Origin of the sequence: Nocardioides houyundeii, from assembly GCF_002865585.1 — a bacterium.
Lineage (GTDB): Bacteria > Actinomycetota > Actinomycetes > Propionibacteriales > Nocardioidaceae > Nocardioides > Nocardioides houyundeii.
This window is the reverse complement of sequence record NZ_CP025581.1, coordinates 1,813,418-1,827,048: the sequence shown is the minus strand read 5'-3', so window position 1 is coordinate 1,827,048 and position 13,631 is coordinate 1,813,418. Positions and strand designations below refer to the sequence as shown.

The 13,631-nt window shown below is 71.3% G+C and carries 9 protein-coding genes and 1 pseudogene; 2 read left to right on the top strand and 8 right to left on the bottom strand.

The window, feature by feature from the left end:
• Positions 1–185 precede the first annotated feature (185 nt).
• Positions 186–1,205, top strand: coding sequence for an alcohol dehydrogenase catalytic domain-containing protein (locus C0R66_RS08770; RefSeq protein WP_101524378.1), 1,020 nt, complete (start codon positions 186–188; stop codon positions 1,203–1,205).
• Here the strand turns inward: C0R66_RS08770 and C0R66_RS08765 are convergent.
• The 3 genes from C0R66_RS08765 to C0R66_RS08755 form a co-directional block, all read right to left on the bottom strand.
• Entirely contained in the window at positions 1,202–4,009 is a 2,808-nt protein-coding gene (locus tag C0R66_RS08765; protein ID WP_199286865.1) for a cation-translocating P-type ATPase, read from the bottom strand. The genes C0R66_RS08770 and C0R66_RS08765 overlap by 4 nt on opposite strands.
• Before the next feature lie 69 nt (positions 4,010–4,078).
• Positions 4,079–6,538, bottom strand: a complete 2,460-nt coding sequence (locus C0R66_RS08760) for a phosphoketolase family protein (RefSeq protein WP_240311721.1) — start codon at positions 6,536–6,538, stop codon at positions 4,079–4,081.
• Between the two features lie 134 nt (positions 6,539–6,672).
• The gene (locus C0R66_RS08755) at positions 6,673–6,936 is read right to left on the bottom strand and encodes a metal-sensitive transcriptional regulator (RefSeq protein WP_101524377.1); all 264 of its coding nucleotides are present in this window, start codon (positions 6,934–6,936) and stop codon (positions 6,673–6,675) included.
• Between the two features lie 169 nt (positions 6,937–7,105).
• Between C0R66_RS08755 and C0R66_RS18975 the strand changes: the two genes are divergently transcribed.
• The gene (locus tag C0R66_RS18975; RefSeq protein WP_199286864.1) at positions 7,106–7,273 is read left to right on the top strand and encodes a hypothetical protein; all 168 of its coding nucleotides are present in this window, start codon (positions 7,106–7,108) and stop codon (positions 7,271–7,273) included.
• Between the two features lie 11 nt (positions 7,274–7,284).
• Here C0R66_RS18975 and C0R66_RS08750 read toward each other — a convergent pair whose 3' ends face one another.
• From C0R66_RS08750 to kdpC, 5 genes and pseudogenes are all read right to left on the bottom strand, one after another.
• Positions 7,285–8,325, bottom strand: coding sequence for a hemolysin family protein (locus C0R66_RS08750; protein ID WP_199286863.1), 1,041 nt, complete (start codon positions 8,323–8,325; stop codon positions 7,285–7,287).
• Entirely contained in the window at positions 8,322–9,683 is a 1,362-nt protein-coding gene (locus tag C0R66_RS08745) for a hemolysin family protein (RefSeq protein ID WP_241901643.1), read from the bottom strand. Before C0R66_RS08745 ends, C0R66_RS08750 begins: the two co-directional genes overlap by 4 nt.
• Positions 9,684–9,788: 105 nt before the next feature.
• A complete protein-coding gene (locus C0R66_RS08740) occupies positions 9,789–10,496 on the bottom strand; it encodes a response regulator (RefSeq protein WP_101524376.1) in 708 nt (235 codons plus the stop codon).
• Positions 10,493–12,988, bottom strand: coding sequence for a DUF4118 domain-containing protein (locus C0R66_RS08735; protein WP_101524375.1), 2,496 nt, complete (start codon positions 12,986–12,988; stop codon positions 10,493–10,495). The genes C0R66_RS08740 and C0R66_RS08735 overlap by 4 nt, the downstream gene beginning before the upstream one ends.
• Positions 12,989–13,051: 63 nt before the next feature.
• A pseudogene (gene kdpC, locus C0R66_RS08730) lies at positions 13,052–13,626 on the bottom strand (potassium-transporting ATPase subunit KdpC).
• Positions 13,627–13,631: the final 5 nt, after the last annotated feature.

The following is a 13,631-nucleotide window of genomic DNA, read 5'->3' as shown; positions in this document are numbered from 1 at the left end:
GGGTGGGCAGAGTCGTTGGACCCGGGCGGGGCAGGACTCCCGGGAATTGCCGACTTGCCGGTGACCAATGGTCTACCGGCCGGGGACCCATGGCCCTGCGCTCGCCCCGTCCCCGGCGAGATGCTGCTGGTGCGCCCCCGCGCCAGGAACCCCCGCGAGCATCCGTCCGTTCTTCTGGAGGACCCATGAAGGCAGCAGTGGTACCAGCGTTGGGGGCGCCTCTGGTCATCCGGGACGTGCCCATCCCCGAGCCCGGGCCGGGTCAGGTCCTGGTGCGGATCGAGACGTGCGGCTTGTGCCACACCGACATCCATGCCGCCCGGGGCGACTGGCCGGTCAAGCCCAAGATCCCGCTCATCCCCGGCCACGAGGGCGTCGGAGTGATCGAGGCCCTGGGCCCGTCGCTCACCGCCGGCAGGCCCCTGGTCGCCATCGGTCAACGGGTCGCGCTGCCCTGGCTCGGCTACGCCTGCGGGCACTGCCGCTACTGCGTGGCCGGCTGGGAGACCTACTGCACCACGCCCGCCTACATGGGCTACACCATGGACGGGAGCTACGCCGAGCACGCGGTGGCGTGGGCAAGCCACGTGGTGCCGGTGCCCGATGCGATCACCTCGATGGATGCCTCGCCCCTGACCTGTGCCGGAGTCACGGCGTACAAGGGCCTCAAGGTGGCCAACCCGCGGCCGGGCGAGACCGCGATGGTGGTCGGGATAGGCGGCCTGGGACACCTCGGCCTCCAGTACGCCCGCCTCTTCGGAGCCCGGACCGTGGCCGTGGACATGTACGACGAGAAGCTCGAGCTGGCCGCGGAGCTGGGGGCTGACCACGTGGTCAACGCCCGCGGTGACCAGCAGGCAGAGCTCGCCGCGCTCGGGGGCATCGACGTCGCGCTGGTGACGGTCCCCTCACCACAGGCGATGCGTGCGGCCCATGCGGCCCTCAATCCCAACGGACGCCTCGTCATCGTCGGGCTGCCCTCCGACAACCACCTGGACCTGCCGATCTTCGAGACCGTGCTCTCGGGCAAGTCCGTGATCGGCTCGCTGGTGGGCACGCGCAACGACGTGGCGGACTGCTTCGAGTTCCACGCCCGGGGGCTGACCAAGGTCATCACCGAGAGCAGGCGGATCGAGGACGTCAACGAGTGCTTCGACGAGGTGCTCGCCGGCAAGGTGCCCGCTCGGCTGGTGTTCGAGTTCTAGAACCCGCCGCCCTCGCTCATCGGGGCGCGGCGGCGGACCCAGACCTTGCGCAGCTCCTCGACCCAGAGGACCGAGGAGGCCACGGCCACCGCGACCGCCCACTGGGCCGCGGAGAGGTCGGTGGTGTCGAAGACGTCACCGAGGGCCTGCAGATGCACCGTGGTGACCTGCAGGACCACGATGGCGCCGAGTGCGCACCAGAGCCTGGCGTTGGTGAAGGTGTGCCGGTTGAACACCGAGGTGACACCCTCACGCACGTTGAGCAGGTTGAAGACCTGGAACAGCACGAACGTGGTGAACGCCAGCGTCCCCGTCCGGGTCGGCTCCCCCGCTCGCGCCTCGTCCGGTCCCAGCAGCAGCACGCCCAGCGTGCCTGCCGCCATGACCAGTGCCGAGAGTGCGATCTGACCGAGCCGGGCGCGGGTGAGGATCGGTTCGCCCACGCGGCGCGGCGGCCTGCTCATCACGTCGTCGTCGGGCCGGTCGAAGCCCAGGGTCATCGCCGGCGGGCCGTCCATGATGACGTTCACCCACAGCACCTGCAGCGGGGTGAAGGGTGTCCCGGATGCCACGCCCACCGCCGCAGAGGCGAGGAAGATGAGCACGAAGCCCCAGGCTGTGGCGATCTGGAACCGGACGAACTTGACCACGTTGTCGTAGATGCCGCGGCCCTCGCGCACCGCCGCGATGATGGTCGCGAAGTTGTCGTCGGTCAGGACCATCCGCGCCGCACCCTTGGAGACCTCCGTCCCGGTGACGCCCATGGCGATGCCGATGTCCGCCTCCTTCAGGGCCGGCGCGTCGTTGACCCCGTCGCCGGTCATGGCCACCACGGACCCGTCGGCCTGGAGTGCACGCACCATCCGGATCTTGTGCTCGGGGCTCACCCGGGCCAGCACCCCCACGGTGGAGGCACGGACCGAGAGCTCCTCGTCACTCAACCCGTCCAGCTCCGGACCTGACAGCGCCTCCCCCTCGATGCCGAGGCCTCGTGCGACGGCCGCCGCGGTGCCGACGTGGTCGCCGGTGATCATGTGGACGACGATGCCCGCCTCGTGGGCCTCGGCGATGGCGCCGCGGACCTCCGGTCGCGGCGGGTCCACGATCCCCACCAGCCCCAGCAGCGTCAGTCCCGCCACCATGGCGTCCAGCTCGTCCGGCGCCGCGCCGCGGGCAGCCCGCAGCTCCGCCTCGTCCAGCTCGCGCTGTGCCAGACCCAGCACCCGCAGCCCGCGGGATCCCAGGTGCGAGTTGAGCGCGTCGAGGGCAGCGCGCTGCTCCTGGTCCAGGCTGCGGACCCCCTGGGGGACCTCCATCCGGGTCGACCGGGAGAGCAGCACGTCGGGCGCCCCCTTGACGTACATCCGGCCGGCCTCCCCTCTCCGCTCCGCGCGCCCTCCTCGGGCCCACCGGTCGGTGACGGAGTCGGGGTCCCACTCATCCATCGCGTGCACGGTCGCCATGTACTTGCGGTCGGAGTCGAAGGGCACCTCGCCGGCTCGGGGCAGGTCGTGGCGTGCGGACATGACATCCAGCCCACCCTTGCCGGCCAGCACCACCAGCGCCCCCTCGGTCGGGTCGCCGATCAGGTCCGTCCCGTCCAGGACCGCGTCCCCTGCCAGCGCCATGGCCAGCAGGACGCTGCTGATGTCCGGAGCCGGCTCGTCACCGACGACCGTGATCTGGCCGTCCGCCTGGTACCCGTGCCCTGACACCTGGAAGACGCGCTGCTGGGCGCAGAGCTCACGCGCCGTCATCTCGTTGAGCGTCAGGGTGCCCGTCTTGTCGGTCGCGACGTGCCGGGTGGCCCCGAGCGTCTCCACGGACGACAGGTCCTTGACGATCGCGCCGCGGCGCGCCAGCCGGCTCGCCCCCATCGCCAGGGTGAAGGCGACCACGGCGGTGAGGCCCTCCGGGATGGTGGCGACAGCCAGAGCGACGGCGCTCAGCGCGACCTCCCCCAGCGGTACGCCGCGCAGCAGACCTGCCACGAACACGACTGTGACCACGACGGCCGCGATGGCCCCCAGCGCCCTGGCCAGCCCCGCGATCTGGCGTTGCAGCGGGGTGCTCTGCTCACCTGCCTCGTGCAGCAGCCGGGCGACGCTGCCGATCTGGGTCCCCATGCCGGTGGCGGTGACCACGAGCACGCCACGTCCTCGGGTGACGGCCGTGGTCGTGAAGACCATCCCGGACCGGTCGGCGAGGCCGGCAGCGGTGTCCGCGACAGCTGCGGCCTCCTTGAGCACCGGGATCGACTCGCCCGTGAGTGCAGCCTCCTGCACCTCCAGGCCCGCGGTCTCGATCAGGCGGCCGTCTGCCGGCACGACGTCGCCGGCCTCGAGCAGCACCACGTCACCCGGCACGAGCTCCGCAGCATCGACGAGCCGCACCCGCCCTGCCCGCCGTACTCGCGCCTGGACCACGGTGAGCTCGTGCAGCGCCTGCAGGCTGGTCCGCGCACGCCCCTCCTGCACCAGGTTGAGGACGGAGTTGAGCACCACGACCACCAGGATCACCGCGGAGGTGCCCACCTCGCGGGAGACCAGCGCGCTGACCAGGGCGGCGGCGATCAGCACCACCGTCATCGGCTCCGTCGCCAGCGACAGGACCCGGCGCCACATCGGTGGGGTCGCGGGGTCGGCGAGCACGTTGGGACCACACTCCCCCAGGCGACGTCGGCTCTCGTCGAGGCCGAGGCCGTCGGCGGGGCGGACGCCCAGCTCTGCCAGCACCTCGTCGGGCGTCATGGCGTGCCACGGCCGGTCCCCGGGTCTCGCCGGGACCAGCGCCTCGTCGGTCATCGAGCCTCCAGTCCCCGCACCGATCGCCCTGCCCCGTCCACTCTGCCCCGTCCACTCTGCCCGGTTCGGTCAGGCCCGGCCCGCCGTGGCGTCGGGGCCGGTCGTGCCGGGGTCAGCGGTGGTGCTGGGCGAGCGGGACGCGGCCGGCGAGGGCTGGGACTGCCAGGACCAGTCCCGCACCAGCGGCAGGTCCTCCCCGTGCTCCCTGGTCCAGAGGTGGGCGCGACGCCGGGTGTCGATCATCTGCTGACGCAGCGCCGCCGCCCGCGACGCCAGCGAGGGGACCCGGTCGATGACGTCGAGGACCAGGTGGAAGCGGTCCAGGTCGTTCATCATCACCATGTCGAAGGGCGTGGTGGTCGTGCCCTCCTCCTTGTAGCCGCGTACGTGGATGTTGCGGTGGTTGGCACGGCGATAGGTGAGGCGGTGGATGAGCCACGGATACCCGTGGTAGGCGAAGATCACCGGGCGGTCGGTGGTGAAGATGCTGTCGAAGGAGCGGTCGGACAACCCGTGCGGGTGCTCGCCGGAGTCCTGGAGCCTCATCAGGTCCACCACGTTGACGAAGCGGATCCGCAGCGCGGGCAGGTGCTCGCGCAGGATGCTGACGGCAGCCAGCGCCTCGACGGTCGGCACGTCACCGGCGCTGGCGAGCACCACGTCGGGATCGCCGTCGTCGTTGGAGGCCCACTCCCAGATCCCGACACCGCGGGCGCAGTGCAGGTCCGCCTCGTCGGCCGTGAGCCAGTCGAAGGAGGGCTGCTTCCCCGACACGACGACGTTGACGTAGTGGGTGCTGGCCAGGCAGTGGCGCATCGTCGAGAGCAGGGTGTTGGTGTCCGGCGGCAGGTAGACCCGGACCACCTCCGCCTTCTTGTTGACGACGTGGTCGATGAACCCGGGATCCTGGTGGGAGAACCCGTTGTGGTCCTGGCGCCACACGTGCGAGGTGAGCAGGTAGTTGAGGGAGGCCACGGGCGGGCGCCACTCGATGTCCCGAGTCGTCTTCAGCCACTTGGCGTGCTGGTTGAGCATCGAGTCGACGATGTGGATGAACGCCTCGTAGCAGTTGAACACGCCGTGCCGTCCGGTCAGCAGGTAGCCCTCCAGCCACCCCTGGCACGTGTGCTCGGAGAGCATCTCCACCACCCTGCCGGAGCGCCCGAGCTGTGGGTCTCCGGGCCGCAGCTCGCCGGCGAAGACCTTGTCGGTCACCGCGTAGACCGCGTCCAGCCGGTTGGACGCCGTCTCGTCGGGGCCGAAGATGCGGAAGTTGTCGGGGTTCTCGCCCACCACCTCGACCAGGTACTTCCCGAAAACGCGGGTGGCCTCGTGGATCGAGGCACCCGGCGAGGAGACCTCCACGGTGTGCGTCCGGATGTCGGCCAAGTCCAGCGGCCGTCGCAGGAGCCCCCCGTTGGCGTGCGGGTTGTCGCTCATCCGCCGGTGCCCTCGGGGCGCGATCTCCCGCAGCACGGGCACCGGGCGACCGACGTCGTCGAACAGCTCGCCGGGGCGGTAGGAGCTCAGCCACTCCTCCAGCTGGGCGCGGTGCGCGTCGTTGTTCCGCGTCTCGGCCAGGGGCACCTGGTGGGAACGCCAGGTGCCCTCCACCGGCACCCCGTCGACCTCGTGCGGTCCGGTCCACCCCTTGGGGGTGACGAGCAGGATCATCGGCCACGGACGACGCTCCAGATCGCCGTCCTCGCGCGCCGCCCGCTGGATGGCCACGATGCGGTCGTGAGCGACGTCCATCGCGCGCCCGAGCTGGCGGTGCACGTCCTCGGGCTCGTCGCCCTCGACGGTGAGCACCTCGTGGCCGTAGCCGCTCAGCAGGCTCAGCAGCTCGGGACGCGAGATGCGCGCCGGGATCGTCGGGTTCGCGATCTTCCAGCCGTTGAGGTGCAGCACCGGCAGCACCGCGCCGTCGTGGACCGGGTCGACGAACTTGTTCGCGTGCCACGAGGTCGCGAGCGGCCCGGTCTCGAACTCCCCGTCGCCGACCACGGCGGTGACCAGCAGATCGGGGTTGTCCATCGCGGCGCCGTAGGCGTGGGAGAGCACGTAGCCGAGCTCCCCGCCCTCGTGCATCGACCCCGGGGTCTCCGGGGCGGCGTGGCTGGGGACGCCGCCGGGGAAGGAGAACTGCCGGAACAACGCCCTCAGACCTGCCTCGTCCTGCCCGACGTGGGGGTAGACCTCGGAGTAGGTGCCCTCCAGCCACGCGTTCGCCAGCACGGCCGGCCCACCGTGACCGGGTCCGGCGAGGAAGATCGCGTCGACGTCCCGCTCGCGGATCAGCCGGTTGAGGTGGGCCCACACCAGGTTGAGGCCCGGGGTGGTCCCCCAGTGGCCGAGCAGGCGGGGCTTGATGTCGCCCGGTTCCAGCGGTCTGCGCAGCCTGGGGTTGTCGAGGAGGTAGATCTGCCCCACCGAGATGTAGTTGGCAGCGCGCCACCACGCGTCGACGAGGTGGAGCTGGGCGTCCTCCATGGTCGTGGCGGTCTCGAGCTGCTGGGCATCGCTCACGGGTTCCCCCAGAGAGTTGGGGTAGGGGCTCCTCCAGCATCACCCATGGAGCGCCTCAGGTCGACCGCTGGCGGTGACGAGTTCTCCCTGCCGTTCCGGTCGGCGCTCTGCAGCGCCGGGGTCCGAGCGACGGCTCAGGCCAGCGAGAGGAAGAGCTTCTCCATCTTCTTGACGTCGACGCTGTCGGTGCCGTCGCCGGCGGCCAGGCACTGCTGCAGGCCGGAGGCGACGATCGCGAACCCGGCGCGGTCCAGCGCCTTGGAGACCGCGGCCAGCTGGGTGACGACGTCCTCGCAGTCGCGGCCCTCCTCGAGCAGGCGCAGCACGCCGGCCAGCTGGCCCTGGGCGCGCTTGATCCGGTTGATCACCGGCGTCATCTGAGTGGGGTCGAGCTCCATCGGTCCTCCTGGCCGTCGCGGCACTCACCGCGACCGCCGTGGCCGGAGCCGTCGTCGGTGCCCGGATCGCCGCCCAGGCCCTCCCCGCCCTGATCTGACTCCCCGGCGCGCTGGCCGCCGGCCTCCAGCCCCTCCCACAACCGCACCACCAACACGAACGGAGCTCCACATGTGCCGAGCAGTCGGATGCAAGACCTGCGGCAAGATCACCTGGGCCGGTTGCGGCCAGCACGTCGACCAGGTGCTGGCCCGCGTGCCGCGCCAGGATCGCTGCCCCGGCAACCCGGTGGACCCCCGCCCGGCCGGGAGCCTCCTCTCGAGGCTGTGGCGCGGCTGACCCGCCCTCCCTCAGGCTCCCGGCGCCACCGACACGCCCTGGGCGTGCGGGAAGAGGCGGGCCAGCAGGTCCGCCATCGTGATCACACCCACCGTGGACCCGTCCTGGGTCACGAGCACCAGCTGGCTGCCGGTGCGCCGCATGTGCGCCAGTGCCTCATAGATCGAGGTGCTGTGCGGCAGGGTGCGCACCGGGCGTACCAGGTGGTCGATGCGCTCGCCCGCGGGACGGACCAGGGTGTCGCGCACGTGGATCACCGCGCCGTAGTGCACCTGCCCGGGTCCCGCGTCCCGGACCAGGATCCGCAGATGGCCCGATTCACGTGACACGGCCTGGACCTCGGCGACCGTGGCGCCCCGGCTCACGAAGCTGAGCGGCACCCGCGGCACGAGCTCGTCCAAGGTCATGGTCTGGAGGTCGAGGGCGCTGGAGAACTGGCCGGAGTAGCTGGCGTCCAGGGCGCCCACGTTGACCGAGTGCTCGACCAGATGACGCAGTGCCGCGGGGTCCTGTCCCGGCGAGGCATCCTCGTCCGGGTCGACCCCGACCCTGCGCAGGCACCAGTTGGCCGACTCGTTGAGTGCCCGCAGGACCGGTCTGGTCGCCCACATGAAAGCCCTCATCGGGAGGGCCAACATGATGGCCGACCGCTCGGGATGGGCGATGGCCCACGACTTGGGTGCCATCTCCCCCACCACCAGGTGCAAGAAGGTGACGATCGCCAACGCCAGCACGAAGCCTGCGGCGTCAGCACCCCAGGCCGGCAGGCCCCAGGTCTCGAAGACCGGGGTGAGCCAGTGGTGCACGGCCGGTTTCGTCAGTGCTCCGAGGGCCAGCGTGCAGACGGTGATGCCCAGCTGGGACCCGGCCAGCAGCAGGGTGAGCTCGGAGGAGCTGCGCAGTGCCGCCCGCGCGGACCGGCTGGTGGCCGCGGCGTCCTCGAGGCGGTTGGTGCGAGCCGCGATCAGAGCGAACTCGACTGCCACGAAGAAGGCGCTCAGCGCGATGATGGCCGCGGTCGCGCACGCCACGATCAGGGGGTTGTCGGTCATCGGGGCTCCTCCCACGTGATGCGGACCCGTGCGGGGATGTGGTCGACGACCTCCAGCACTTCGAGCAGGGCGTGCTCCGGCACCGGGTCCACGGCCTGGGCCCAGCTGCCAGGATCGATGGGCAGCGGGACCCGGACGATCTCGCCGACCTCGGGGAAGCGGCCGTGGTGGGCGATGACCAGCCCACCGAGCGTCTCGTAGTCCCCGTCGGGCAGGTCGCGACCCAGGGACCGCTCGACCTCGTCGACGTGCGAGTCCCCGGAGACCGTCCAGACGCGCTGACCGGGCACGGGGGCGACCTCCGGGGCGGGCTGCCGGTCGTGCTCGTCGGTGATCTCGCCGACGAGCTCCTCGGCCAGGTCCTCGACCGTCAGCACACCGGCGAAGCCACCGTGCTCGTCCAGGACGCAGGCGAGCTGGTTGCGAGTCCGCGCGAGCTCCCCGACGGCATCGGGCAACCGCATCAGCGTCGGCAGCATCAGGGCCGGGCGCGCCAGGTCCCGCGCCGTCACCCCTGCGCTGTCCTCGGCCACGTGCAGGAGGTCGACGAGGTGGACCACGCCCACCACCCGGCCGTCCCCGTCAAGCACGGGGTACCGGGAGTGTCCTCCGGCCATGACCCGGCGCAGCTCGGGGACGCCGACGCTGTCCAGCACGGAGTCGACGCGCACCCGGGGGATCATGGCGTGCTCCACCGTCTCGCCGGGGAAGTCCAGCACCCTGTCCAGCAGCATCGACAGCTCGACGGGCAGGTCGCCGGTCTCGCGGGAGGACGCCACGATGTGCTCCAGGTCCCGCGCGGTCGCGGAGTGCTCCACGTCGTGCACCGGCTCGATCCGCAGCGCGCGCAGGAGCAGGTTGGAGGACTGGTCGAAGACCGCGATCAGCCACCCGGCCAGCTTGAGGTAGACCAGGGTGGAGGTCGCCAGCCACCGGGCCAACGGCTCTGGTCTGGCGATCGCGAGGTTCTTGGGGAACAGCTCGCCGAACACCATCTGGACGACGGTCGAGACGAGCAGCGCCAGGATGGTGCCGACGGCCAGGCCCACCGCGGTGGGGACGCCCACCCCGCCCAGCAGCGTGCCCAGGGACTCCCCGATCAGCGGCTCGGCGACATAGCCGACGAGCAGCCCGGTGACCGTGATGCCGAGCTGGGCTCCCGAGAGCATGAACGAGGTACGCCCGGTCACGCGCAGCGCCCGGGCGGCGGCGCCGTCGCCGGCTGCGGCACGCGCGCCCAGCCGGGACCTGTCCACCGACATGTAGGCGAACTCCTGGGCCACGAAGTAGCCCGTGACCACGGTGATCAGCACCACCACCAGCAGCCCGAGGCCCAGGGTCAGCGAGGCGCTCACCATGGTCGGTCCGCAGAGCTCAGGACGGTGCCGGACATCAGATACGGACAGGACGACGGCGTACTTTGAGGCTCCATGACTCTTTCGCTGCAGGGGGTGTCAAGGACCTCAAACGTCCCCGGCCCTGCTTTGGTTCCCGTCGTCGGGAGCGAACCGGTAGCCCATGCCCGGTTCGGTCACGAACAGGACGGGCCTGGTGGGGTCGCTCTCCAGCTTGCGCCGGATGCTGGACATGTGGACCCGCAGGTAGTTGGTCTGCCGCTCGTAGCTGGGACCCCACACCGACTGCAGGAGCTCGGCCTGCCGGACGAGCCGTCCCCGGCGGCGCACGAGATGGTCGACGATCTTCCACTCGATCGGGGTCAGGTGGATCTCCGTCCCCGCCCGGGAGGCCCGCGAGTCACCGACGTCCAGCACCAGCCCCGCCACCTGGACGCAGGCCGACGTCCGCTCGCCTGCGGTACGCCGGGCCGCGGCGCGGATCCGGGCGAGCAGCTCCTCGATCGAGAAGGGCTTGGTGATGAAGTCGACGGCCCCCAGGTCCAGCGCCTCCACCTTGTCGTCGGAGCTGGTGCGTGCGGACACCACGATCACGGGCGCGCGCGTGATCACCCTGAGCCGCTGGAGCAGCATGACGCCGTCGAGGTCGGGCAGTCCGAGATCGAGCAGGATCACGTCCGGCGTCCGTTCCTCGACGATCTGCAGCGCGGAGCGTCCATCGCCTGCCGTCTCCACGTCGTAGTCGCGGGCCCTGAGGTTGATCGACAGGGTGCGACGGATGGCGGGGTCGTCGTCGACGACGAGGACGAAGGTCATGGGGCTTCCTGGACGGGTGACTGCAGCTCGAGGACGAAGGTGAGTCCCCCACCGGGGGTCTCCTCGGTGGTGATGGTGCCACCCATCGCCTCGGTGAACCCGCGCGCCACGGCGAGCCCGAGCCCCACGCCGTCCGGACCGGGGACGTCGCCGAGCCGCTGGAACGGCGCGAACAGCAGGTGCCGGTCGCGGTCCTGGACGCCGGGCCCGCCGTCCGCGATGCGCAGGAGGGTGCGATGGGGCGTCACCGCGCAGTCGAGCATGATGGATGCCCCGCGCGGGGTGTACTTCAGGGCGTTCTCACACACGTTGGCCACCACTCTGTCCAGCAGCCCCGGGTCAGCCATGACGTCGGTCTCGTCGTCGAGGTCCACCTCGATCCGGTCCCCACCCTCCAGCGACCGCACGGCGTTGCGCACCACCGACGCCAACGAAACCCTCAGCAACGACACACGCAGGGTCCCGGTGCTGATGCGGCTCATGTCCAGCAGGTTGGCCACCAGGGCGGTCAGCTTGTCCGTGGACTCCTCGATCGTCTCGAGCAAGTCGGCCTCGTCCTGCTGGGACCACACGATGTCGGGGCTGCGCAGGCTGGAGACCGCGACCTTGACCGCGGCCAACGGGGATCGCAGGTCGTGCGAGACCGCCGCCAGCAGGGCGGTGCGCGTCCGATCGGTCTCGGCGAGCTGTCGCCGCTCGGCCTCGGCGGCGCGGGCCGCCCGCCGTTCGTCCATCACCCTGGCGTAGGCGGCGTACGCATTGAGCAGTCCCCGGTCGGAGGCGGGCAGGTTGGTTCCACTGAGGGCCAGTGTGGTCCTCGAGTCGACCGTCGCCACCAGGTCCGCCTGCTCGGGGCTCTCCGGGCCGGCGCCGTGGCTGGCGAGGACCTCCTGGACCCCGCCCGATCCTGCGCGGAGCAGGGAGGCGCCGCGGGCGTTCAGCAGCTCGCAGGCTGAGGCGAGCAGTCCGTCCAGGTCGTCGTCGGCGTTGAGCACGCTGTGCGACAGCACGGTCAGCGCGTCAGCCTCCGCGCGTGCCTGGGCCGCCTGAGTGGTACGCCGGGCAGCGGTGTCCACGACGGTGGAGACCGCGATGCCGACCACCACGAAGAGCAGGATGGCGAACGCGTTCTCCGGCTCCCTGATGGTCAGGGTGTGCAGCGGCGGGGTGAACAGCAGGTTGAGGAGCACTCCGCTGGTCAGCGCCGCGACCACCGCGGGGACCAGTCCCCCGATCAGGGCGGTGACGACCACCACCACCATCAGGGCCATCGACTCGGTGGGCAGCCCGTGCACGTCGGCGGTCCAGATCAGCAAGGCGCTGAGGATCGCCGGGGCCACGACGGCGAAGACGAACCCCAGGCGCCGCCGATGGCTGCTGAGGCTCTCCGCCGCGCGCCAGCGCGTGCCGGCGCGTGCATAGTCGTGGGTGACGATGTGGATGTCGATGTCCCCGGCACCGGCGATGACCCGCTCCCCCACACCCGGGCGCAGCAGGGTGGAGCCGCGGCCCCGCCTGCTGGCGCCCACGATGAGCTGGGTGGCGTTCTCGCCGCGGGCGAAGGCGAGGATGGCCTCCGCGGGGTCGTCGCCCACGACGGTGTGCAGGGTGCCTCCGAGCTCCTCGGTCTGGTCCCGGAGCTGGGCCAGCTGGTCCGGCGCCAGCGCGGTCAGCCCGTCGTGTCGTGACACGTAGAGCGCCAGCCACTGGGTGCCCGAGCCACGTGAGGCGATCCGGGCCGCGCGACGCATCAGGGTCACCGACTCCGGTCCACCCGCGACGGGCACCACGATCCGCTCCCGGGTCGGCCAGCTGGAGGCGATGCGGTGCTGGTCGCGATAACGCTCCAGACCCTCGTCGACGCGGTCGGCCAGCCACAGCAGAGCGAGCTCGCGCAGCGCCGTCAGGTTGCCTTCACGGAAGAACTGGGACTGGGCGGCGTCGACCTTGTCGGGGGCATAGATGTTGCCGTGCGCCATCCGGCGGCGGAGCGCCTGGGGACTCATGTCGACCAGCTCGATCTGGTCGGCGGAGCGCACCACCGCATCGGGGACGGTCTCGCGCTGACGCACCCCCGTGATGGCCTCGGTGACGTCGTTGAGCGAGGCGAGATGCTGGATGTTGACCGTGGTGATCACCTCGATCCCCGCGTCGCGCAGCGCCTCGACGTCCTGCCATCGCTTCGCGAACCCGCTTCCGGGCACGTTGGTGTGCGCCAGCTCGTCGACGAGCGCCACAGCGGGGTTCCGGGCCAGCACGGCGGCCAGGTCCATCTCCTCCTGCTGCGTTCCCCGGTAGCAGACCCGGCGCCGCGGCACCACCTCGAGACCCTCGAGCTCTCGCTCGGTGCCGCTGCGGCCATGCGTCTCGACGTAGGCCACGACGACGTCGGTGCCGCGGGAGACGCGCCGCTGCGCCTCGTCGAGCATGGCGAAGGTCTTCCCGACCCCGGGTGCCGCGCCGAGGTAGACCCGGAGGTTGCCACGTTCCATGGGCCCAGTCTCGCTGTTCACCACCTCACTCCCGCGCCGCCGCGCAGTCAGGTCGCGGCATGGTCACGATCGCTGCGCCAGCACGGCCAGGTTGAGCTCGAGCACGTTGACCCCGGGCTCGCCCAAGAACCCCAGGGCTCGGCCGGCGGTGTGCTCCCGGACGAGAGCCGTGATCTCCTCCCGGCTCAGGCCGGTCGCCCTGGCCACCCGGGGTGTCTGCAGCGCGGCGTACTCGGGGAGATGTGAGGATCGAGCCCCGAGCCCGACGTCGTCAGCGCGTCCGGAGGTACGTCGGCTCCAGCCACCGACTCGGTGTCGGCGACCTCGGCACGTCGTTCCTCGATCAGCGCCAACAGGTCGGGATTGGAGGGACCGAGGTTGCTGGGCGCCGAGGCGAGGCTGTCGTAGTCGTTGGCCGAGGGGCGGGAGTGGAACCACTCCTCCCCCTGGAACGCCTGGCCCAGGAGCCGGGACCCGACGACCTCCCCGTCCCGGTGCACGGGCTGGCCCGCGGCTCGGTCGCCGAGGAGCTGTCCGGCCCCCCACACGACCAGGGGGTAGCCGACGCCGAGGACGACGGTGAGGACGAGCAGGGCGCGAAGTCCGGCCCAGGACTGGCGGGCAAGGTCTGTGAGCATGATGA